At 45.3% G+C, this 23,731-nt stretch carries 24 protein-coding genes; 20 read left to right on the forward strand and 4 right to left on the reverse strand.

The genetic code is table 11. The annotated features are described in order from the left end of the window. Window positions 1-15 precede the first annotated feature (15 nt). From BMW94_RS09195 to BMW94_RS09280, 17 genes are all read left to right on the forward strand, one after another. Window positions 16-609 carry a TerD family protein gene (locus tag BMW94_RS09195; protein ID WP_090952824.1) on the forward strand — a complete coding sequence of 198 codons (594 nt, stop codon included), beginning with the start codon at window positions 16-18 and terminating at the stop codon, window positions 607-609. A gap of 63 nt (window positions 610-672) precedes the next feature. Beyond that, the gene (locus tag BMW94_RS09200) at window positions 673-1,248 is read left to right on the forward strand and encodes a TerD family protein (protein ID WP_090997397.1); all 576 of its coding nucleotides are present in this window, start codon (window positions 673-675) and stop codon (window positions 1,246-1,248) included. A 111-nt stretch (window positions 1,249-1,359) separates the two neighbouring features. Further along, a complete protein-coding gene (locus BMW94_RS09205; protein ID WP_090997400.1) occupies window positions 1,360-1,941 on the forward strand; it encodes a TerD family protein in 582 nt (193 codons plus the stop codon). 21 nt (window positions 1,942-1,962) lie between these two features. Beyond that, a complete protein-coding gene (locus BMW94_RS09210; RefSeq protein WP_090997404.1) occupies window positions 1,963-3,207 on the forward strand; it encodes a TerD family protein in 1,245 nt (414 codons plus the stop codon). A 29-nt stretch (window positions 3,208-3,236) separates the two neighbouring features. Beyond that, window positions 3,237-3,971 (forward strand): TerC family protein, encoded by a 735-nt coding sequence (locus BMW94_RS09215; RefSeq protein WP_090997407.1) that lies wholly within the window; start codon window positions 3,237-3,239, stop codon window positions 3,969-3,971. A 140-nt stretch (window positions 3,972-4,111) separates the two neighbouring features. After that, complete coding sequence (locus tag BMW94_RS09220) at window positions 4,112-5,308, forward strand: HpcH/HpaI aldolase/citrate lyase family protein (protein ID WP_090997410.1); 1,197 nt, start codon at window positions 4,112-4,114, stop codon at window positions 5,306-5,308. Further along, the gene (locus BMW94_RS09225) at window positions 5,244-6,644 is read left to right on the forward strand and encodes a phosphoribosyltransferase family protein (RefSeq protein WP_090997413.1); all 1,401 of its coding nucleotides are present in this window, start codon (window positions 5,244-5,246) and stop codon (window positions 6,642-6,644) included. The genes BMW94_RS09220 and BMW94_RS09225 overlap by 65 nt, the downstream gene beginning before the upstream one ends. Window positions 6,645-6,655: 11 nt before the next feature. Continuing rightward, window positions 6,656-7,807, forward strand: a complete 1,152-nt coding sequence (locus tag BMW94_RS09230) for a cysteine protease StiP family protein (RefSeq protein ID WP_090997416.1) — start codon at window positions 6,656-6,658, stop codon at window positions 7,805-7,807. Beyond that, a complete protein-coding gene (locus tag BMW94_RS09235; protein WP_090997419.1) occupies window positions 7,804-8,631 on the forward strand; it encodes an HAD family hydrolase in 828 nt (275 codons plus the stop codon). Before BMW94_RS09230 ends, BMW94_RS09235 begins: the two co-directional genes overlap by 4 nt. Beyond that, window positions 8,628-9,668 carry an ATP-grasp domain-containing protein gene (locus BMW94_RS09240; protein WP_090997422.1) on the forward strand — a complete coding sequence of 347 codons (1,041 nt, stop codon included), beginning with the start codon at window positions 8,628-8,630 and terminating at the stop codon, window positions 9,666-9,668. Before BMW94_RS09235 ends, BMW94_RS09240 begins: the two co-directional genes overlap by 4 nt. Before the next feature lie 153 nt (window positions 9,669-9,821). After that, window positions 9,822-10,550 (forward strand): hypothetical protein, encoded by a 729-nt coding sequence (locus BMW94_RS09245; RefSeq protein ID WP_090997425.1) that lies wholly within the window; start codon window positions 9,822-9,824, stop codon window positions 10,548-10,550. A 15-nt stretch (window positions 10,551-10,565) separates the two neighbouring features. Beyond that, window positions 10,566-11,669 (forward strand): toxic anion resistance protein, encoded by a 1,104-nt coding sequence (locus BMW94_RS09250; RefSeq protein WP_090997428.1) that lies wholly within the window; start codon window positions 10,566-10,568, stop codon window positions 11,667-11,669. Between the two features lie 368 nt (window positions 11,670-12,037). Next, window positions 12,038-12,607 (forward strand): hypothetical protein, encoded by a 570-nt coding sequence (locus BMW94_RS09255; protein WP_090997431.1) that lies wholly within the window; start codon window positions 12,038-12,040, stop codon window positions 12,605-12,607. A 430-nt stretch (window positions 12,608-13,037) separates the two neighbouring features. After that, window positions 13,038-13,319, forward strand: coding sequence for a hypothetical protein (locus tag BMW94_RS09265; RefSeq protein ID WP_090997439.1), 282 nt, complete (start codon window positions 13,038-13,040; stop codon window positions 13,317-13,319). 243 nt (window positions 13,320-13,562) lie between these two features. Next, window positions 13,563-13,814, forward strand: a complete 252-nt coding sequence (locus BMW94_RS09270; protein WP_079695038.1) for a hypothetical protein — start codon at window positions 13,563-13,565, stop codon at window positions 13,812-13,814. Between the two features lie 117 nt (window positions 13,815-13,931). Then, entirely contained in the window at window positions 13,932-15,233 is a 1,302-nt protein-coding gene (locus BMW94_RS09275) for a Tle-like phospholipase domain-containing protein (RefSeq protein WP_090997442.1), read from the forward strand. 44 nt (window positions 15,234-15,277) lie between these two features. Next, window positions 15,278-15,574: a WXG100 family type VII secretion target gene (locus BMW94_RS09280; protein WP_090997445.1), complete on the forward strand. Its 297-nt coding sequence runs from the start codon at window positions 15,278-15,280 to the stop codon at window positions 15,572-15,574. A gap of 116 nt (window positions 15,575-15,690) precedes the next feature. Here the strand turns inward: BMW94_RS09280 and BMW94_RS09285 are convergent, their stop codons facing one another. From BMW94_RS09285 to BMW94_RS09300, 4 genes are all read right to left on the reverse strand, one after another. Then, window positions 15,691-16,221: a hypothetical protein gene (locus BMW94_RS09285; protein WP_090997448.1), complete on the reverse strand. Its 531-nt coding sequence runs from the start codon at window positions 16,219-16,221 to the stop codon at window positions 15,691-15,693. 276 nt (window positions 16,222-16,497) lie between these two features. Continuing rightward, window positions 16,498-17,661 carry a Ger(x)C family spore germination protein gene (locus BMW94_RS09290; protein WP_090997450.1) on the reverse strand — a complete coding sequence of 388 codons (1,164 nt, stop codon included), beginning with the start codon at window positions 17,659-17,661 and terminating at the stop codon, window positions 16,498-16,500. Continuing rightward, window positions 17,658-19,160 carry a spore germination protein gene (locus BMW94_RS09295; protein WP_090997453.1) on the reverse strand — a complete coding sequence of 501 codons (1,503 nt, stop codon included), beginning with the start codon at window positions 19,158-19,160 and terminating at the stop codon, window positions 17,658-17,660. Before BMW94_RS09295 ends, BMW94_RS09290 begins: the two co-directional genes overlap by 4 nt. Continuing rightward, the gene (locus BMW94_RS09300) at window positions 19,129-20,253 is read right to left on the reverse strand and encodes a GerAB/ArcD/ProY family transporter (RefSeq protein ID WP_175480632.1); all 1,125 of its coding nucleotides are present in this window, start codon (window positions 20,251-20,253) and stop codon (window positions 19,129-19,131) included. Before BMW94_RS09300 ends, BMW94_RS09295 begins: the two co-directional genes overlap by 32 nt. Window positions 20,254-20,450: 197 nt before the next feature. Between BMW94_RS09300 and BMW94_RS09305 the strand changes: the two genes are divergently transcribed. The 3 genes from BMW94_RS09305 to BMW94_RS09315 all read left to right on the forward strand — a co-directional run bounded on the left by BMW94_RS09305 (window position 20,451) and on the right by BMW94_RS09315 (window position 23,483). Next, window positions 20,451-21,344, forward strand: a complete 894-nt coding sequence (locus BMW94_RS09305; protein WP_090997459.1) for an NAD(P)-dependent oxidoreductase — start codon at window positions 20,451-20,453, stop codon at window positions 21,342-21,344. Window positions 21,345-21,591: 247 nt separating this feature from the next. Continuing rightward, a complete protein-coding gene (locus tag BMW94_RS09310) occupies window positions 21,592-22,326 on the forward strand; it encodes a nuclease-related domain-containing protein (RefSeq protein WP_090997462.1) in 735 nt (244 codons plus the stop codon). Between the two features lie 299 nt (window positions 22,327-22,625). Next, entirely contained in the window at window positions 22,626-23,483 is an 858-nt protein-coding gene (locus BMW94_RS09315; protein ID WP_090997466.1) for a hypothetical protein, read from the forward strand. Window positions 23,484-23,731: the final 248 nt, after the last annotated feature.

The following is a 23,731-nucleotide window of genomic DNA, read 5'->3' on the forward strand; positions in this document are numbered from 1 at the left end:
AGGAGGTGAATATCAGTGGCTGGTATTAATTTGGTTAAGGGACAAAAAATTGATCTAACCAAGGGTAAAGCAGGATTAACTCAAGTCATAGCCGGTTTGGGTTGGGATCCAGTAGCCTCCAAAGGGTTTTTCGGAAGAAAAAAGCAGGCGAATATTGATTGTGATGCTTCGGCTTTGCTGTTGGATGAGAATGGAAAGTTAACGAAGGAAACCAATCTGGTCTGTTTTCATAACAAGCAAAGCTTGTGTAGATCTGTAGTTCATTCAGGAGATAATCTAACTGGCGAAGGTGAAGGGGACGATGAGCAAATCAAAATCAACCTCTCCTCCGTACCTGTCGATGTTCATAAAATTCTTATCGTCGTTAACATTTATGATTGCGTGAATCGCAAACAGGATTTTGGCATGATTGAGCGTGCATATATCCGCATTTTGGATGGAGGCAACTCACAGGAATTAGTAAAGTTTAATCTATCCGATAGTTATGCAGGTATGACAGCCCTCATCTGTGGCGAATTGTATCGACATGGTGCAGAGTGGAAATTCTCTGCAATCGGTGAAGGTGCTCATGCGGTACATATCGATGAGCTCGCTCGTCGCTATACGTAGAAAATAAATGGATTTCCAGAATAAAAGTTTATCTAATTTTATAGTGAAGCGGAGATGAATCGAATGGCTATCAATCTATCTAAAGGTCAGAAGATCGACTTAACAAAAACAAATCCGGGTTTGGCCAAAATTACTGTTGGTTTGGGCTGGGATACCAATAAGTATGATGGCGGCAAGGATTTTGACCTGGATGTATCCGTGTTCTGTGCGAATGCGGACGGTAAGGTTAACGGAGAAAAGAATTTTATTTTCTTCAATAACCCGCAAAATGAAAATGGTTCCGTTGTGCATACGGGTGACAACCGTACGGGTGAAGGGGATGGCGATGATGAGCAAGTGAAAATCGACCTGCCTAACGTTCCAGCAGACATTGAGAAAATTGCGTTCACGATTACAATTTATGAAGCTCAGGAACGCAGCCAGAATTTTGGACAAGTCTCCCGTGCATATGTACGTATCGTAAACGAAGCCAATTCTGAAGAACTGATCCGCTTCGACCTGGGTGAAGATTTCTCCATTGAAACAGGTGTTGTGGTTGGAGAGTTGTACCGTCATAGCGGTGAGTGGAAATTCAGCGCGATTGGTAGTGGTTATCAGGACGGTTTAGTTGGCCTTACGCGTGACTACGGTCTGCAATAGAACTCATTCATTAATTTGTGACCATATAAAAGACAGGGAAGCCGTCGATTTGGCGGTTTTCCTTTTCATTAGGGAAAAGGATTTTCAACATAAAGAAAGGTGGACGAATATATGACAATTAGCTTGGCTAAGGGACAGCGTATTGATCTAACCAAAACAAACCCTGGATTGACCAAAGTTGTGGTGGGTCTTGGATGGGATACCAACAAATATAGCGGTGGAGTCGATTTTGACCTCGATGCTTCAGCATTCTTGCTTCATGAAGATGGCAAAGCCAAAGGGACAGATGATTTTGTCTTCTACAACAACCCAACGGGTGGTGCAGGTTCTTTAACTCACACGGGGGATAACCGTACAGGTGAGGGAGAAGGCGATGATGAGCAGATCATCGTGGATTTTAGCAAAGTCCCTGCAAATATTACCCGGATTGGTATTACCGTAACGATTTATGATTATGAAGCACGCGCACAGAATTTCGGTCAAGTGTCTAATGCTTTTGTTCGGGTGGTAGATGCATCCAATGAGCGAGAGGTTCTGCGCTATGATCTGGGAGAAGACTTCTCGACTGAGACGGCTGTTGTTTTCTGTGAATTTTACCGCTCGGGTACGGATTGGAAGTTCCAGGCAATCGGTAGTGGGTTTGCCGGTGGACTTGCTGCGCTCTGTGAGAACTACGGATTAGATGCCAAATAGGAGAAGAAAGGTGAATCTGTTATGGCTGTAACTGTCGTCAAAGGGCAAAAAACGGACCTGACCAAAACTAATCCGGGGCTTTCCCGTCTTACGGTTGGTATTGGCTGGGATTCCCCCTCAGCGCTTGAACTTGATACATCTGCCTTTCTTCTCGGGGCTGGTGGCAAAGTATCCGGTGATGAAGATTTTATCTTTTATAATCAGCCGACAACGGCATTTATTACGTACAAGGATACGCCGCAGCAATCGGACAAAAAGCAATTTGATATTGATCTAAGCAAAATCCCTGCCCGTATTGAGAAGATTGCATTCAGTCTGACCATCTATGAAGGTGAGTCCAGAAACCAAAGCTTTGGTCAGGTTCAGAATACCTATATTCGCTTTGGGAATGCCAATAACGGACAGGAAGCATTGAGATATGATCTGGCTAGTGGATTTACCGTGGAAACGGCGATCGTTATTGGCGAGTTATATCGACATAATGGCGAGTGGAAGTTTAATGCGGTGGGTTCCGGTTTTGCCGGGGGGCTAAATGCGTTGTGTGGCAATTTTGGCGTGAGTGTTGAAGATAATGCTTCATCTTCACAACCTGCTCCTCCTGTACCTCAGCCCCCAACGCCGAAGCCACCAGCGCCACCAGCTCAGCCGCCTCAACCCAAGATTGAACTGAATTTGAACAAGATCGAGCTGAAGAAAAAGGGCGACACGATCAACCTGAAGAAAAATTCAGGCGGACTCGGGGAGATCCTGATTAATCTCAACTGGAATCAACAGACCAACCGAGGTTTGTTCGGGCGGAACAAGAGCGTGGATCTGGATCTAGGTTGCCTCTATGAAATGATGGATGGCAGTAAAGGTGTAATACAGGCCCTGGGAGAATCATTCGGGTCCTTGAACCGATATCCGTACATTGCTTTGGACGGGGACGACCGGACTGGATCAGTGAAGACCGGAGAGAATCTGCGCATAAATGGTGAACGTATTGCCCATATCAAGCGTATCCTCGTGTTCACTTACATTTATGAAGGTGTCAAAAACTGGTCACAGGCCGATGGAGTCGTAACGATTAACCAGAAAGACGGTCCTGATATTATCGTCCGCATGAATGAACATGGAAGTTCCTTGGGAATGTGTGGTATTGCCATGTTCCGCAACGTGAATGATGAGACGTTCAGTATTGAGAGAATTGTCCAGTTCTATAATGGACACCGCGCCCTGGATGAAGCCCATGGGTGGGGAATGCGCTGGACTGCCGGCAGTAAATAACAATTTGAGTTAGCGGAGGCTGCCTTTTCATGTTAAGTGATTTTTTCAAAAGTATTAGCGAGAACTATGGTCATTTTTTCTCTTGGACCGAGATTGTGGCTACACTCTCTGACCCTGTAAGTTGGGGGATTATTGGCAGCTTGATCTTGCTGGAAGGGCTTCTATCTGCAGATAATGCGTTGGTACTGGCCGTTATGGTTAAACATTTGCCTAAAGAACAGCAGAAGCGGGCGTTGTTTTATGGTATTTTAGGAGCTTATATTTTCAGGTTTATTGCCATCGGGCTCGGGACATTCCTCGTCAAAATCACCTTGATCAAAGTGCTCGGAGCACTGTACCTCTTGTATATCGCCTACAAAGGACTATTCAAGTCTCAGGCAGAGGAGAATCAGGAAGGCAAGCAATATTCATTTTGGAAAACCGTGCTTATGGTCGAGTTGATGGATATTGCCTTCAGTATTGACAGTGTTATTGCGGCGTTTGGTATTAGTGAGCAGATTTGGGTACTTTTCCTCGGAGGTATTATCGGGGTGCTCATGATGCGTGGTGTCGCACAGATTTTCCTTAAACTCATTGACAAGTTTCCTGAACTGGAAAAAGCAGCATTTATCCTTATTGCTATTATTTCTGTGAAAATGATGCTGAGTGCTTTTGGATTCCATATCTCCAACGTAATCTTCTTCTCATTACTGATTGCTGTTTTTGCTGGAGCCATGCTTATCAGTTCAGCAAGAAGAAAAAAAGAAAACAAAGGTCAAGCCTAACCTTTTTGTCACATTTGCCACCAATCCCTCCGCATCTCGGAGGGATTGGTTTTTATACCCCGACAGCATTCATTTCATGATGCAGACTGACTTTAAGTCAGAAGTGCAAGGAGGAGAATAACCTGAAATATTTTAGTTTTTTGAATTCAGAGGAGGAAGAAGCACTGTTTTTTTCTTCGCCCGTATCGTTTAGTCACCGGACCTCCAAAGAAATATTGGCATACGCTGTTGGGGCTGCTTTGTACATGCCAGCCACCCGTCCGCATATTGCAGACGATATTATGAACGGTAAACAAGAAGGACTCACAACCATCATTATTGATCTGGAAGATGCTGTAGGAGATGAGCAAGTCGAATTTGCGGAACAATGTCTGGTCCAGCAACTTACACTTGTAGCAGAGTACATGGAGACGGGAATGTTGTCATCGAACAGATTGCCCTTGCTTTTTGTCCGGGTGAGATCCCCGGAGCAGTTGGAACATCTTTTTGAAATACTAGGTGAACGAATATCCTTGTTGACAGGTGTTGCTTTGCCAAAGTTTGACTGTGAGAATGGACGTGCTTATTTGCAGCTTGTTCACGAATATAATCAGCAGAAAGGTAGCGCACATCCGATCCTATACGCCATGCCAATTTTGGAGACGGCGGAAGTGATATACCGAGAGACACGCTGGGATACATTGATCGAGTTGAAACAGATCGTGGATGAGTATGCACACTATGTGTTGAACATTCGAATCGGAGCGACGGATTTCTCAAGCCTCTTTGGACTGAGAAGAAGTCCGGAACTTACCATTTATGAAATTGCAACCATACGTGATTGCATATCCGACATCATCAATTTATACGGACGCGTAGACAATGGATATGTAATATCCGGTCCAGTCTGGGAATATTTTAGTCAGCGTGAACGAGTATTCAAGCCGCAATTAAGACAGACGCCATTCGAGGAATCACTTGGTAAGACGGGGCGGAACCTCAGAATGAAATATATTACGAACTCTATGGATGGACTGATGCGTGAAGTCATGATGGACAAGGAGAATGGCATTGTGGGAAAAACGATTATTCATCCTACACATATCAAGCCCGTTCAGGCGATGTATGTCGTCACGCATGAAGAATTCATGGATGCGCAGGGTATTGTAGCCCGTAACGACGGAAGTCTAGGCGTTTTCAAGAGCACGTATACCAACAAAATGAACGAGATCAAGCCGCACTTGAGTTGGGCTAAACGAATTTTGATCCGATCACAAATATATGGGGTGTTACATGAACAGCAGCATTTTGTCGGGCTCCTGCCCAAACACGAACAGACTTACGTTTCCTATTCTTGATCAGTTCAATGTCACTATTGAGGCCTCGCACAATCCTCTGGAGATCCCATTAGAGAATCTGTTCTCCATGGCGGCCCGTTTGAATAAAAAAAGATCATTTCTCTTTGTTAGTAAGTTGCTTGGCAAGCATATTGCCGTCAATCCCTATACCTCGCTATTAAGCGGGGCTGCCCTAGCGGTTCTTCTGTATGAAGATCTAAGTCACGGAGAAGACAAGCGTATTGCGGAATGGAAACAACGAATGGTTAGCGGATTGATAGATCCAGATCAAGCCCGTGAGGCTTATGAGTATTTAATGAATGTTGAGATGACCTTGCCTGAAGAGGTGAAATTCGTTGGTTTCGCCGAGACAGCCACCGCTCTGGGACACAGCATGTACGAATTGTTCGCTGAGCATGCAACGTATATTCATTCCACAAGAGAGTACTTGCCTGACATTGAGCCTGATATTCAATTCGAGGAAGAGCATTCTCATGCCATGTCTCATCGCTGTTACGCATTGGACTCCAGATCACTCGCAGAAGGTGGACCTCTTGTCCTTGTTGATGATGAGATTACAACGGGCAATACAACATTGAACATTATTCGGGATATCCAGCGCACATATCCACGTAAACAATACTATATCGCTTCTCTGCTAGATTGGCGCACAGATGCTGATGAGCAGAGATTCTCTGCACTCGAACATGAACTTGGAATAACAATCACTCCATTAAGCTTGTTAAAAGGAAAAATTAAGGTAATGGGTGAACCATCCATCAACGCTTCTACAGAGAAACTGGTAAATGAATCCACATCGTTGATACATGTTATATCTGTAGCAGGTGAGCTGGAGCCATGGGCCGCTGTATCGAAAGATTCGGATGGTAGTCGCTGGTCGGCTCCTTATCTTCGGTATACAGGACGCTTCGGAATTCGTTCAGGTCAAAATCCCATTCTTAGTTCCGGTATTTCAAGGATTGCATCAATTTTGCGAGAAAAAAGGAAAGGCCAGCGCACACTTGTCATGGGAACGGGCGAGTTTATGCATATTCCGATGCGAATTGCAGCTGAGATGGGCGACGGGGTTATGTACCAGTCCACGACTCGGAGTCCAATCTATACAGTTAATCGTCCTGGATATGCGGTTACTGCAGGTGAAGGATATGCTTCGCCAGAAGATCCTGCTGTCCGGAATTATATCTACAATGTATCACCAGGGCAATATGATGAGATTTTTGTACTGATGGAAAGACATATGTCAGAAGAACGTATTCAGCCCATGCTGGATGTATTGTCTCAACTCGGATGCAAGCAAATATACGTGGTGTACTGCGGTGTTCCACAGGAGGACTGAGAAGACAAGCTATGAATCTATCTAGAATTAAAAGCATGATCAAGCGCAAGATTAAACCACCTGAGCCACTGGGCAGTTATGACCCATCCGATGTTGTTTTCTTGCTAAAGAATTTAAGTAACATTCATTTGGAAAAAGAGACCGGAGAGCGTGAACACGCCATTCAATCGGGTGTACATTATTCGGAAATGCTGCCCGTGGAGTATCACCCTACGGATGAATATATTGAGTTATTTCACGATACATTAGCCCAATCGTCGGAGAAAGTGGCTATGGCTGCCGCTACGGTAGCAGAGATGATCGTGCGCAAGAAGGGCTTGGATACCGTTCTGGTCTCGCTCGCTCGAGCTGGAACGCCAATTGGCATTCTGGTCAAACGCTACATTTTCATGAAATATAACGTGGATATGCCTCATTACAGTATTTCAATTATTCGCGGAAAAGGGATTGATGAGAACGCCATTCTATATATTTGGCAACAGCATGGAGTGGATGTACTGATTCAATTTATCGATGGTTGGACGGGTAAGGGAGCGATTCGCAAGGTGCTAGTGGAAGCTTGTGAAAGCCTGAATGAACGTTATGGCATCCAACTGGATGATGATCTTGCGGTGTTGGCCGATCCAGGGCAATGCTCGGCTACTTATGGCACCCGAGAAGATTATTTGATCCCAAGCGCTTGTCTGAACTCGACAGTGTCAGGTCTGATGAGCCGTACTGTACTGCGGGATGACCTAATTGGACCGGAAGACTTCCATGGTGCCAAGTGGTATAAGGAATGGGCTTCTTCCGATCTATCGATTGTTTTTGTGGACAAGGTGGCAAGTTACTTCTCCAAGGTAGAACAAGAGGCATCACTCCAAGCAGATGAAGCGTTGTCTCATCCCCCAGAAGTGACTTGGCAGGGAATGGAGGATATCAAATCCATCCAACATGGTTTCGATATCCAAGACGTAAATCTGATCAAGCCGGGGATTGGAGAGACTACACGCGTATTATTGCGTCGTGTACCTTGGAAGATCCTAATAGATCGCCCGAACAACCCCAATCTGAAACATATTATGATGCTTGCGGAAGACAGGGGAGTCCCTGTTGAAGTGTTCCCCGGATTGAGCTATTCATGCTGCGGTATTATTCAGTCTGTACGGGGGGGCAGCGAATGATCTATGCAAGTGATCTGGATCAGACACTGATCTATTCCCGCCGTTCAATGGGAGTTTCCGATGATGCCTCAGGGATAATTCCAGCTGAATGGATTCGTGGAGAATTATCAGCCTTTATGTCAGACAAAGCCTTAAATCGGCTCAAAGACCTTCCAGAAGATATCATTTTTATGCCTGTAACTACACGAACAGTAGAGCAGTACCAGCGCATTCGGATTTTTCAGCAGGACGTAATTCCGGCATATGCGGTAACTAGTAATGGGGGGAATATTCTGATTGCGGGGGAAGTGGACCAATCCTGGAATGAATATGTCCGTTCTCAACTTCAACAGCATTCGGCTGAAGCAGTTGAGGTGAGACAGATGTTTGGCGATGTGCTAAATAGCGACTGGGTCGCGGGGGAGCGACTCTGTGATGGGTTGTTTTTTGCCTTTGTGATTCACCGTGATCGTATGCCAATAGAGCAAGTCACAGAGAAGATTCAGGCTTTGGAGTCGCTAGGATGGGAGGCCTCAATTCAAGGTCGCAAGCTCTACCTTGTTCCTTCTGGAGTGAACAAGAGAGCTGCAGTAGAATACGTTCGAAATCAGATCGGAAATGTGCCTATTATTGCTTCAGGAGATTCTCTACTGGACCGTTGTCTACTCGATTTCGCAGATTATGCTATTGCTCCACGTCATGGTGAACTTTACCGGGAAAAACAGCGGAATCCCGAGTTGATCCCTTACCGATTTACCGAAAAATCCGGTATATTTGCCGCCGACGAGATATTGGAATATGTCCATTCTACACATCAAGTTGCGATAGGAGATGCTGTCTCATGAAAAAGACCCGTATTTATTTTAATCGTTGGTTTTCGGTGGCGTATCATTATATGAATCTGATTCGAAACAACGAAGATGGTTTAGAATTTGAGATCTACGGTACGCATTCCGATCCTAACAACATGGCGCTTCAGGGTTGTGACCATGCTGAGGTGGAGCCGAAGGTTAAGGGAAGAGAGTACGTTGATTTCTGTCTAGATTTTTGCCGTAGACATCAGATCGATGTATTTATTCCACGTCTCCATATGCTGGACATCAGCAAACATGTTGACCTCTTTGAAGAAATCGGAACCAAAGTCTTGGTTTGCACAGATACGGAATTACTGGAGCAGCTGATGGAGAAGGACTGCTTCTATGAATCTGTGCGTGAATTGGGAATTCTGAGCATCCCGGATTATTTCACCGTTAGCAACGCATCACAGTTCAAACAGGCTTATGACGCACTCTCCGACTCTGGGCATGAGGTGTGTTTCAAACCATGTAACGGTGAAGGTGGAATGGGATTCAGGGTGATCGATAACAGTCGCAATCCGCTAGAGGAGTTGTTCGGACATACGCAGAACCGTATCTCTTTTGAGGATGCATTCCGTGCATTTTCTTCCGTGGAATCCTTCCCAAATATTATGGTCATGGAACGCCTTGAAGGTTATGAATACAGTATTGATTGTCTAGCCGACAGCGAGGGGAAACTACTGGCGGCTGTGCCTCGCTGCAAAGCAGGTGGACGTTTAAGAAGGCTTGAAGAGCATGCTGAACTATTAAAAATTGCCAGTGATGTTGCTGCTGCTTACCGCATTCCATATAACTTCAACATACAGATGAAATATCGCAAGGAGACCCCGAAACTTCTGGAGATTAATCCACGAATGTCCGGAGGGTTACATGTATCCTGTCTATCGGGAATCAACTTCCCTTATTTGGCTGTGAAGCTGGCTCTGGGACATGAGGTGGGGCCTCTTAATCCTCAATACGGTATATTGGGGAGTCATGTAGAACAGCCACTGATTATGGATGCGCAGAAGGTTAGGAACCATTAAAGATTAGTTTCCAAACATTGACACCTTCTGACTGAGTTTTTTACAATACAATTATATAGATGATCTTGAGAGTTACACAGGAACGAAGTGATCAAGTGTAGTCTTCATTTGTTCATTGTATACCATGTGTTGTTAAAGGCAGGGGGATAAAGGATGTTACGCAAAACAAAAATTGGACTGGGAGCTCTGATTGGTTATGTTCTAGCAGCCGCAAGCAGTCCCTTTGTGCCTGAATTTGTATCATGGGCGATTCCTGCTCTCGCTACAATGGTGGGCGCATTGATTCCATCACAGCAACGACAGCGACAAATTGAAACATCAAGTGCTACCCAGCGGTCTGTTAAGGGTCAAAGTCATGCTGGCGAATTGGATAGAGCTGCCGATGATTATTCTATCAGTCAACGCAGGGATGAAAGATCTGATCGGACAGATCAATCCGGTGTACCCATACCGGGACATCAGCAGGATCAGCTCGAGCAGGACCCCGTTTTTGGACCTGTCATTGAATATCTCGAAGTGTTGGAAGATATGGTGATCTCTGAGGGGCAAAAAAATGAACTGGATAATGAAATTGTCGAGAAGTCGTTAGCTCTATTTGCCAGATTACAGCGAGTTATTCCAGCACTAAAAGAGTTAAACAACGGTGATATTAACCATACGATGCGCAGATTAATTTTGAAGGATCTGAATGGTTTTATTAATCCCTTTCTCCGTTTGAGTGGAGAAGCAAAGCGCACAAATCGTCGAATGTTGCTAAATGGCCTTAAGGATGTAGATTCCAAGATTTCAGAGATTGTATCCACGATCGAGCATAAAGATTTATTGGAGCTTCAGAACAAAGCAGAGCTTATTCATCAAAGGTATAACAGCTCCGAATTATAGGAGGCATGGTTGAGTATGGCAACGGAATATGTTCAATTAAAACAGGATGACCAGCAGCGGATTAACCAGGAGGCAACTCAATTGATTCAGAAGGTATCACAAACGGATGTTGTGCAACTGGATATTTTAATGGATGATATCGGCAAACTGGGCGTGAAGACACAGGAAAAAGCGGGTCAAACGCTGAAAATGCTCGATCGCCCTGTAAATGATCTCATGTCCGGCAATAGGGCTGAAGTGTCGACGATGATCTTGAAGCTGCGAGATGAGTGTGAGAGCTTGCAGCAGAGCAAAAATGTTAGTTTTGTTGGGCGGTTACTGCGTAAAAGTCCACTGAAGAATTATGTCTATCGCTACCAGTCTGTACGAACCAATATTGATGGTATCATCAACGGATTACGCGACGGGAAGGATAATTTGGAAGAGAGTATTGTGAGCATGCGCCAGTTAAAACGGTCATCCATTCAGGAGATATACAACCTGCAAACTAAAATTGCTTTTGGTAATCAGCTGAAGGAATTGTTTGAGGCAGAGATTGCTAAGCCTGAAAATGAGAACCGTAAGGCTCATCTGGAGCGCGGATTACGCAAAGTGGTTACTCGCACCCAATCCATGACTGAGATGATCATGCTGTATAATCAGGCTATTGCTGCTACGGACATCATCAATGACAACAATGACAAACTTATTGATTCCGTGAATAATGCCATAGACAAAACCGCTAATCTGATCACGGTATCTGCCATGATTGCTATGGCATTGAATGATCAGGAGAAGGTCATTTCTGCTGTGGAAGCTACGAACAAGACGATTGAAGATCAGTTCAAGGAGAATGCGAGATTGCTTCGTACCACAACCGAGAAGACCAATGAGTTGTTATCCAAACCGTCTATGTCTATTGAGTCCGTCAATCAGGCGATCGGGGACTTGATGTCAGCGCTTGATCTGTCTGAGCAGTCCAATCGTCGTATTATTGAGAGCTGCAATGACTATACGACCAAGATGACTGCACTAAACGCAGGCATGAGTGAGAGATTGGGACTGGAGGCTCCGAAGGCTGCAGCCATTCAGGGTAAAAGTCAACCTGATGCCAATTCATTGAGCTCTTATTTGGATTGATTATTTTTTTTGTGAAGCAGAGACGCCGCGGCGTCTCTTTTTGCATTCATAGCATAGATTTATAGAAAGTCTCATGTTAGTAAGGAAATTTCGTTTATAAGAATATTCACCCGGGAATAATAAGCATACATTGAACTCTCCTGCATACAATCTGGTAAGTACAGAATGGTGCATTTTTCATAGAAAAGGGGTAGATTTATGCTTACGTTCGTTATTATCGGTATTGCTTGTGTGTTAATCATTGTCGCCAGTAGCGAGAAAGCCGAGTCAATTGCGGAGTTGAATGACCGTTAATCTTCTGTATTTTTTCAAGAGCGTTTGATAGAATGAAGGTAAACTTTGGAAGTGTGTGAAGGAGCTTACTCAACATGCTGGAATTTTCATTCGAGATTATTGATGAGACTAAGATTAACATTCAGTACAAATACGGCAGTCAATTTTTTAATTTTAATCTGTTTTGGTTCAATGGAGATTGGACATTGCATCCGTTCGATGGCATTCTTATCGAAAATCGGGAGATGTGCAGCCTAATTGTAGCCGACCTGCTGAAGAATAAGGATTTTCACGTCATGCTTGCAAAAGAAAAGATTATACTTTCCCATTTACGAACTACCGTAAATCTTCAGCCGGAAGATCCGGAAGAGTTCGAAGTAAATCATCGAATCAATGATCGGTCATACCAGGATGATGATGGTCTGATAAGTTACATAGAAAATCATAGTTTTGAAGAGATCCTTCAGCTGGAGCAGCAGCAGATCCATGCAAGAGTGGAGTTTTTTAAGCAAATTATACAGAGAATGTTTATGGAAGGTATCGGACCAGAAGATCCTGATTTTGGCAAGGTTCAATCCATTATTCGGATCTACAAGGATACGTTCGATAGACTGGGGAATATCAATGATACCAATATGGGCGGTTACAACAGTAAAAGATGGTAGAGTTATGAATTTAATATTTTGGTGAGAGGTTGAGTTTAAAGAGTGATAAAGAAGGGATTCCGATCTCTTCTTTTTTAATTTTCACGCCCAATTTATTTGAGACCATAATTCATTTGAACGAGTGTGAGTATCGGGTGGGAAGTGGAAATGCTTATTATTGCAGCATGCCCATTAATCCGGTAGGAGATGCAAAGGTCATTGGGAAGATGATTGTGGAACGAGAACAAGCAAATCAGAAGAATAAATAAGTGTGTTAAACCAAGTCCAGGCTTGCCCGGGCTTTTTGGTGTAGATCTTTTTTCTGTTAAATTTCAAACTTCGCAGGTCATTAACGTGTTGATAGGGTAGCGACTCGAAAAATAGGCAGCGTTGTGGATTGCTATGCGTGGAAGGCTGAGATTTTCATATTTTTTCGTACGGAGGGATTGGGATGACTACACCGGCATTAGAGGAGCAGGAAGAGGCGCGTTTGTATGACGAGTTGCGACGTACGCTGGAAGAAGTGGAAGAAGGAAAGCAGCGGCAGAAAATGTTGAAGCGTATGATCGGGCAAATCAAGTTTGCCAAATGGCGGAAGGAACGATTTCACTGGTTTGATCAATACTTCCTGAATGTAAGGCCAGTAACACTTTGGATCATGTTAGCCACTGGGGCGCTTATGCCAGTAGTGTTGTTCAGTATTTTTATATGGGTATCCTTATGGGTGGAGTGAATCATAGGTGATTAGGGTGATTATCTTTGAATGAATAGCATGTTAAAGGGAGGTCAGTGGTTATGTAGGAATTATGTGTACAGTCACTGCCTAATAACTTCATTAGGCCAAAGATGCACTATAATGATTCTACTTCTTTGGGAATAAGTTCATAAATAGGGGGTGAATAATATTTTTAAAAAGCTTAAATGTATGTCTATGATATCTATACTTATATTACTTTTCCTTGGAGGATGCAATTCTATGCCCAATCAAGACGAAATCATTGAGCAGGCCACGCAAGTTGGTCAACAGTATTTTATAGATCAATACAATACGGAAGTTGAGTTTACAGATCATAAGTTCATGCCAAAAGATCTGAGTCACAATGTTAGTCTAAGCGGACATGTGCAAGACGACAAAGAAACGGAAATATCTATTCTTATTGATTATGATACGTTTAAAGTCCAAACAGCCATTGTCCCCAAAGAACTGCTTAAACAAAAGAAAAATTAAACTCCGCATGAACACATAATACGAATATCTATTTAGAACAGTAACAAAAAGGAGAGCTATGGACACTTATATCTCTGATAAAACGTATAAAGATATTTCGGAACTGGCTATCTTGATTTGAAGGAAGGGGACTATCCAGATACGCTGGATTCGGCAAATTGGCAAGTCGTTGAGCCAGAAGGCGCCAAATTACATAGAAGGTCCGGTTTCGATGCTGTTGTATTAAAGAATGATTTAACGGACCAGATTGTCATTGGTTATCGCGGAACCGAGCCACAGGGGAACTTTTTGGATAAACTTGCAGATTGGAAGACAGACGCCTTCGATGTCGTAGGTGGCAGAACCAGAAGGCTTGAAGATGCGATAATCGATCCAGAGCGCCATAATATATTTAAAAATAGTCCCTTCAAGCTTATGAAGGATAACATGGATTGGGAAAATAATCAGTTTCACCAGGCTGAGGAATTGTATGAGGCGGTGAAGGTGGCGTATCCTGATTCAGACATTTCATTGACGGGTCATTCCCTAGGTGGCGGTTTGGCTCAATATGTAGCTGCTCGTCAGGATGTGTCTGGGATGACGTATAGTGCTCCTAGTGTAACGAATCTGCTGGATGATGTCAGTTTGGCCAAGGTGAATGAGGGTCATTTTGATAACAAAATGGTTAACGTGGTTCATCCCAATGATTCTGTAGGGGCTGGGGGAATAAGTGAATATGACAGGCACGTAGGAAGTACCGTGTATAAAGGTCAGGACTTTGACACCGCTAATGCGATGTACCAGAACTGGAAATTTCAGTTTCAGTTAAAGGTTCCTTTTCAGCCTCTGGGCGCAGGATCACCCATATTAGTTCATGACGTAAGAATAGGTGTCGATCTGGACAAGCTTCATGTTGGTGATATTATGAGATTTTTTGATTCATTCTCGAAGGACGAAGGCAAGGGGTATCATTCCATGGATCAATATGAGTTTGATGAGAATGGAAATCTGAAAGGACCGCTAATAGACCGGAGCACAGGTGAAACCATTGATATTTCTCCAAGATGGACAGCACATCAGGAAGCATTAGCCACGTTCTCTAATTTGAGGGCAGGTATTGTTCCTCCGTTGATCGCAGCAGCTACAGGAATGATTAGTGGTAAAGGCGGGGGCAAGATTCAATTAACACCGGAAGAATTAGCGAAGGCTGCTCGGGAGATGAGGCTAAGTTTAAGTGGCTTCTCGAATGATGCGCAGGCTTCGATTCAGATGTTTCAGACACATATATCTACAAGCGAAAGTCAGTCCTTTACACCCATCGCCTATAACGCGACAGCAACGCTGCAAACGATCAATCGTTGGTATCAGGAATCCATCAGCGAAATAGCGGAATATATTGAGCGTAAACGAGAGGATTTTGTAATCGCAGACCAACACTAATGCATGCATTTCTACATAGAAGGACTAACGGGAGGAAATGAGAAATGGGCAGAATATCCGTATCCTTGTCTGATTTAAGAAGGGCTGTTCAGCAATGCGAGCAGTTGCAGCAACGGCTCATGCAGCAGGAACAGAACATGCGTTCCATTCATGGCCGATTACAGCAGGACTGGATCGGTACATCCGCAACAGAGCTGACACATAAGATGCAGTCATTTATGGATGGGGCTTCTGCAAAGCTGAATGAACTCGAAGCTCATAAAGAAGAACTGAAGCGATACATTCGTAAAATGGAGGAAGCGGACAGAGAAGACCGCAGGGATCGAAGCAGGGTACAGTAATGGACGGTACGTTTTCACAAGAAAATAGTTAGATAGGAAATGAAGCTTCCCATCTAACTATGGTTGTTTTGTTTAGCGTTGGTATAGGACAGCGTCATTCGAATAGCCGATACGGATTAGTGTGTAGCTGAATTAGACTGGTTCAACGTTTGAATCTTCTCTTGCATGTACTGGTGGTAATCGCGAAAACTGCTGATGTGGTGCAAGGAATCGGAATTTTCGGACTGAATTTTAATTTTACCTTCCTCAGGCAGTTTTTTCATCTCAGCAACCACTTGTTTCGAGCCTTGAATATCTCCAGCCATCTCCTGAATTCGTTGTAACAGCGTTGGATGACCCTCATGTTGCAGCATTTCAGCGAGTGGTCTCATTTCCTCCAGCTTCTGGGTGGACCGTTCAAGGGTGGTCATTACTTTGTCTTCATCCATGCTCGCATTCAGCGAAACCATGCGATGAATATGATCCTTTTCCATCCGTTCCAACGCTTCCAGGTGGGAAGCCTCCAGTCGTTTGGGATCGTTCCAGCTTTCGGTTTGAACGGTTTCCTTCTGCTCCGAAGCATGGTTCATATTGGCATTGCCACAGCCCCATAACAGAGTCGAGCAAGTTAACACCGTTCCAACGGCGATGATGCTTTTTAACCTCATGTTGTCACTCCTTCAATAATTTCCTGAAGGTAGTATGAGCTATAATATCCATAATCATGCTTATATTCTTCATTTCTTTCCCAGAAATAAGCATACCTCTGATCAGAAACACAAAGAGCAATTAAATCGATATCTCTGATAGGCGGCCGCTGCATAGTGGTAAATACGATAACTTAACATCATGAAATGGCCCCTAGCCTGTATGGTTGGAGGTCATTTATTTAATAAACAATCCCCCTTGTCCGACTCATCCGGGCAGGGGGATTGCTGCTGTTGCTACACTTTCCTCTTATATTTCCCTGTGTACGGGATGGTGAGGTGAATTTTAAGGTCCTGGATCGAGTCTTCCGTAAGCATCATCCTGGTGCCGTTGCTGGTTAACTTGCGCCATAGCTTTGGATTTTTGCGATACAGCTTCTCCTGTAGTCCGTAGATATCTACACCTTGTTTGAGGCCATGACGATAGGTCTGCAGAATTTGCTCTCGCAATTTATCTTCACTAATCTTGATCATCTCCCCATACGAGGTGGGAACCAGATATTCATACAAGGCGGTCAGGTATTTGGCATCAATATGAAACGTGACATCCTCTCCGTGGATGACGGGTTTGATTTTGATTGTGGGTAATCCAACGCTAAGTGCCCCGTAGATCGTACCTTCTTTTTGAACAAGCAATGGCGCTCGCCGCATGTCCTTGATCAGCCAATGATAACCGGGAAGCTGACTGCGAGGCAGATATTCAAAGGCAACACCGGTTTTTTCGAAAAAAGCCCCCTCGATCAGAAACAGATCATGTTCCTTTTGATTCTCCGTCCACTGCGTTTTATTTAGCGCGATGCTGGGCAGATACGTCGTTGTAGCCGGATCGTTATGGGTCGCGATCAATTTGAAACTGAGCACAGGCGGGAATAATGATTCTTCCATATAACCCGGGAGCGGATTATGAAGAATGCTGTCCAGTGGCGACATATTATAGATGGACGTTGCACTCAGAATCTCCTCCAGTGGCTCGCGGGTCCCATACACCCAGGTCGTATAACGTGATTCCGGGAAACGTCCAAGCATATCGAACACTTCCTTGATATGTTTGCTGGTGAGCACCCCTTCAGCCATGACAATGGCGGTAACATGTCCCCAGGCAATGTGTAATTGGGCTGTACGGAACAGCTCGTTGAGCGCTAGACTCATCGTTTTACCCGAGGCATGACCGACCCATACGGGCGGTTTTTCGGCACTTTTGGTCGAGTTTTCACTTTTGGCGACACTGGCAAAATCAAGTGTCTGCACATACAGATGATACATACCGTTTTTGTAATCGATCCCGAACGCCTTGGCGTAGTCGACCTGTTGAATCTCAAAGGCACTCCAGCAGCCACTCGTCATAATACACATCATCAGGCTTAACAAACCCAAGATACATCGTCGCAGAAGCCGTTTCATCGGTCATTGCCTTTCTTTCGCGGCTCCTGTGTTTCGAGATACACGGGTCTGCGTTTGCCCCAGCCTTTGGGCAGTTTGAATAAAGCAGCAAAGGCTTGTTTGAAATGGAGCGGAGTTAACGGAGTCAGGTAGGGAATGCCAAATGATTTGAGATCGGTCAGGTAGATGAGAAACAGGATCAGCGACAAAATAAAACCATAGATCCCGAGCGATGCTCCCAGTACAAAACAGAGAAAACGCAGAATCAGGACAGAACTGGTCATGACCTGATTCACAATCGTTGCTCCGGCAACTACCGTCACTGCAATAACCACAATCATCAGCGGGGAGACCATACCGGCGCGAATCGCCGAATCGCCGATGATCAATCCGCCAACCACCGTTAGCGTCTGGCCAATTGCACTTGGGAGACGCACACCTGCTTCCCGGAATAGTTCCATGAGCAGCATGATGAGGAACATCTCCACCCCGGATTCCATCGGCAGACCCATTCGCCCGACGGATATGGTTGCGACGAGAGGAAACGGAAGCTGATCCATATGATACGAGGTCAGCGCGATATAGAAGCCCGGCAGGAATACGGTAATCATAAGACCCAGAAAACGGAGCATGCGGCCCACATTCACGGGAAGGAATGGAAAGCTGGCATCTTCGGGCGATTTGAGCAGCAAAAACAGATTTACCGGGCCGATAATGGCGCTCGGATTGCCATCAACGATGAGGATGAAGCGTCCGTTCAGGAGGCATTCCGCGGCAAAGTCGGGTCTTCCCGTGTAATGCGTAACGGGGAACAATGTAATTTTTGAAGGAGACAACAATTCTTCCAGTTCATTCGCAGTCATGATGCGTTCCGTCTCAATCTTATGCAGCCGATCCTGGACAACTTCAATCAACTCGGGGTTGGCAATATTTTTGATGTACATCAGCGCAACCTTTGTTGCTGAACGTGTGCCGATGACCTCAATATTACAAGCGAGCTCGGCTGTACGCAGGCGTGTACGAATGAGGGCAATGTTCACAGCGATCGGTTCAATGAAACCGTCCCTGGCCCCCCGTATGGACACTTCAGTCGTGGATTCCTCGGGTGTGCGGGTGGGAATGTTGGAAATATCTATACTCCACATCGCCTGCAGAGAAGGGATGCAGATGAGCATATGCCCTTCGAAAACACGGAGAGACATCAGCTCCGTCCCGAACGCCGGATCTTGCAAGTCCATGCGAGACCATTGCAAACTGATGGACTTCTCAATGTCCGAAGCACGGACAAAATGCGTATTCTCATAGGTTCGCGTCAGTTCAGGGAGAATCACTTCATAGATCGTTGTGCTGTCTACCATACCGCTGCAATATACAATGATCAACTGCATAGGAGACTCCCCAATCATGTGACTGTTGATAATCACATCATCTGATCCGGCAAAAAAGGTAGACAGGTTATGCGCGTTCATTCGGAATGGTTCAGCGCGATCATTTTTCTTGGATGTGCTGGTGATTGTCATGTGCGGGAGCCTCCTTGTCTTTTCGGTGGATGAGCGCGGCAATCGTTAAAATCAAAGTAACAACCGATACATAGGCCAGCATCACGGGAAACTGAATATGGTCGACATAATAATCAACATAATCGATTCGCCACCATTGCATCGCCATGAGGCTCATGATCACAGTGGTAGTCAGAATGGCGATGTAGCGTTTCTTCGGCCGGCGGAAATCCAGCAGATCCACAATGAGATAGATGGAGATGGCCACTCTTGCGAATGAACCGCTGAGCCACTGATAGATCGACAGGAAATCCACGTGCTGAAGCAGCTTGCCAATATTGACGAGCTTCCATTGCTCATAAGGGCTGTTACGCTGTTTGGCGGCTTCCTCCGGGCCAAATTCCACAATGGCCGCCAAGGTTGGACCGATAGCCATACTGAGCATAAACGCACCGAGCAGCAGAATATGCCACCAGCGAAGCTTGCTTTTGATATCATGCTGGAACAGCATCAGAATCCAGATCTCCATCAGCCCGGCAAGTGAGTAAATCAGGCCCCGCCAAACAGGTCCCATGCCGTACTCCATGATCGGAAACAACTGGCTGTAATCCTTATATTTCATATTGGCAGACATGACGAAGTAACCAAGCAGAATTACAAAAGGCAGCAAGATGCTTGACGTCATGGCAATGGAGCGTATCCCTTTCGCTGCGGACCAGGCGGCTACCAGTGCCCCGCCTCCCGCAAGAACATAAGGTGGCGTAAATTGCAGATACGTCGATACCGTCCAGTTGGTGGTTTCATATAACGTATGGGTTCCGAGGCTCAGCAGCAGCAGTGCTGCAGAAATGCGGAAAATCCACGAAGGCACGATTCCGAATTCCCGGGTGATCCAGTCCGTCAGTCGTTGCCCACGAATCCGCCGGATCACGATGTACATCATACATAGGAAAAGCATGAAAAAAGGTGCAGCCAGCACAACGGATAACCATCCGTCTCTTCCAGCAGCTTCAAGAATGGCCGGAATGGAGAGAACGTGACACACTAATCCGGCGCTTAACAGGAGAATGGAAAAGGACAGCCAAATCGTGATTTCATTCTTTTCACGGCTCAATGGAAATCCTCCTTTCCGTTCAAGGAAGTTTCCGTTAGGTTGTACAGGAAATGGATTTTCGATTCCTGTTTTATCTTTTTGAACAATAGAAGACGAAACGAGATAGACGGAAGAGACAGAAAGCATTAACATACAGATATAGCAAGTTTAGAAGACAAGCTCCAAACGAAGTATAGAGAAATAGGAGGAAACCTACGATGACAAATACGACGAAGGCACCTGGAGAGACGAAAGTTGGCTTTATCGGTACAGGCGTAATGGGCAAAAGCATGGCAGGGCACATCCAGCAGGCAGGCTATCCGCTGCATGTCTATACGCGCACGGCCGCCAAAGCGGAAGCGTTGGTGAAGGAAGGTGCCGTATGGCATGACACACCAGGCAAACTGGCAGCCGAGTGTGATGTCATCATCACGATGGTGGGGTATCCGAAGGATGTCGAGGAGATTTATCTTGGTGACGATGGTCTCGTGGCAAACGCGAAACCAGGCTCGTATCTGATTGATATGACCACATCCAGTCCGCTGCTGGCTGCACGGATCTATGAAGCTGCGGAAGCGAAAGGATTGCATGCATTGGATGCACCGGTTTCCGGTGGGGATATCGGAGCACGTGATGCTAAACTGTCCATTATGGTAGGTGGTAGTACGGAGGCCTTTGAAGCGGTTCGTCCGTTGTTCGAGCAAATGGGCACCAATATTGTGCTGCAAGGCAAGGCAGGAGCAGGACAGCATACCAAAATGTGCAACCAGATCGCCATTGCTTCAGGCATGATGGGTGTATGCGAGGCGCTCGCTTATGCCAAGACATCCGGTCTGGACGCGGAGAATGTGCTCAAGAGCATCGCTACCGGTGCAGCCGGAAGCTGGTCGCTTAGCAATCTTGGTCCGCGCATGATCGCAGGCGATTATGAGCCTGGATTCTATGTGAAACATTTTATCAAAGACATGGGTATCGCTCTCGAATCTGCCAAAGCCATGGGCATGAAGACACCAGGGCTGGCCTTGGCTGAATCCTTGTATCAGGAAATATCCAGCAACGGTCTAGATGAGAAGGGTACACAGGTGCTTTACACCTATTATTTACAGGCTTAGTCCTCACCACCAAGACAACAGCGTGTTCTTTTTCTTCGATAGAAAGGAATACGCTGTATTTATAAAATTTTCCCTTCTCGTATGCGTCTAAAGTCACAGTATTGGTTAAAGAATCGTATATACTTTATTTGAACAATGGATTTTTGGTCCTCTTCCCTTTATTTTTGCCCCTCTTTATCCGACATAAGTAATAGAAGTATACATAATGGATGTGCGAAACCCACACTATATAGAACGGAGCTTGCCCATGTTCAAAAAAATCCTGTCTCTGTTCAAGTCACAGCCAGAGCTCGCGAACCAGATTACAGCTTCCGCTTCATCTTTACCGTCAACGGCCCCCATTCCGACGCGTATGGTCCGCAGCAGACGCAAAAAAACGAAATCAGATGGAAATTGGACCCGTCAGCCCGAGGAACCAAGTACTGCCCAGCAGCTGCATGCTCTTCCGGGTGAATACAAAGTTCTGAACGACTTGCTCGTTGCCAATTCCAAGTCCCGCTCGGGTTACTCATCGATTGATCATGTTGTCATCGGTCCGCGGGGAATCTTCGTGATTGAGACACGAAACCTGACGACAGGTGAGATTCGTGGCGGCCGAAGAGAGGCCAACTGGACAGTCAGCAGCAGCCGAATCAAGATGTATAACCCACTCATGCAACACCGAGGGCATGTGGAGGCCATTCAGGCACACCTCGGCGATTATAAAAGAGTTCGTCTCGTCTCCATGGTGACCTTCACCAATCGCTGCCGGATCAGTGTTGATCCTGCTGTGCGGTACGTCAATTCGGATGAACTGATTATCTATGATCATGAATTGGTGGAGACCATTCTGCGCAAAACGGAAAGGCTTGAAGCTGAAGTTCCCGAGACCGTATTTCAAGAGAAGGATATTCAGGCGATCTACGCTCTGTTATCATCGGTCAATTCGACAGACCCTCAGATTCGGTCAGAGCATATGGAGAAGGCTAAAGGGATCAAATAATTACGTTTCACGAACACTGTTATCCATACGGACGGCAGTGTTTTTGTGTTGGTCTGAAGTTTATTTGGAAGTAGTAAAAGGCTTTAGACACAGGTATATCGTCGTATACAACCGATTTTTAACTTATGATAGAATGTAGACCATGTCCGATTGTGAATCAAGTATGTTATCTGAAAGGATATTTTTGTAAGTGAGTGTTCAAGTCTTAGAGGTTAATGGTTCTCAGGAATATACATATGATAGGGGAAGATTATACGATGAAAATGAAATGAAATTATACGATAAAGACGTTCACAGTTATGCTTGGTTTGGCAGCGATTCTGACAGCTTGTGGTGGCGGAGCGAAAGAGACATCATCGCCGGAGTCTGCTTCCGGTAAAGAAGTTGCTTCATCAGAAACAAGCAGCTCGAATGCTGCCGTAACAGAAACCGCAGCAACCGATTCCAATGGGAGTGAGGAGACAGGTTCAGCCGCAAAAGAATCTTCTTCAGCCGACGACGGCAAGATTGGAAAGGACTCCACACTGGAAGAGTTGAAGCAGCAGTATGCCGATAAGCTCGGTTACATCCGTATCCCGCTTACAGATCATCCAGTACGTCGGGTCAGTGAGGCGGGTTCCAAAAACATTAATGTCGCCAATTATAGCGATGCCGTTGTGGACATGAATGCAGAGGTTCCAATTCATTCCGATTCGCAGCGGTTGATTGATGATACTTTTCCTTTTTTCACAACCGTACAGGCACCTGATGAATCTTATGTAACTTGGGAAGAAGCAACCAATCTGGAACGTGCGATGGTGAAAACACTGTTTATCGCCCGTGAAGGTCTGCTGATTACGGAAGATGCGATGAAAAATAAGGATTATAGCAGTACATCATTCCAGGATTCGATGGATTTCTTCAGGGTCACAGCGAAATTTGAATTCATGGCACCTGTTGCACAGCACCCCTATGACATCACGTTGACCACGTTATACGATAAAGCACGCACGTCGTGGGGCAAGCTTGCTGCGATGGACCCGGAGCAGGATGAAGTGGCGTTTGCTGAGATGTACAAGACAGCGAGGACCGGAGCCAATAATGCCATGGGGTTGCTTAATATTCTGTTGTCTACAAATGAGGAAGAACGCATGGAGCAGACATATGGAAGTCACTAGTTGGAGGCATCTGAGCATACCGCGATTCTTCTCGATCAGCATGTAATTTCAGCATTTTGGGCTGCAAAACGAATCATGTTCCCTCGAAAAAACAACGACCCTTGTCTAGGAGGGGAATGTGTGAACAGCACGCATTCCCTCTAGGATAATCTCCCCCCATGTGTAGCACCCGTGTACCTAATGTATAACCATTAAAAATAGTGGATGCCCAGAAATACAGATACATCATGAACTATGACTATCAACTG

Source organism: Paenibacillus sp. OK003, from assembly GCF_900109515.1.
GTDB classification, from domain to species: domain Bacteria; phylum Bacillota; class Bacilli; order Paenibacillales; family Paenibacillaceae; genus Paenibacillus; species Paenibacillus marchantiae.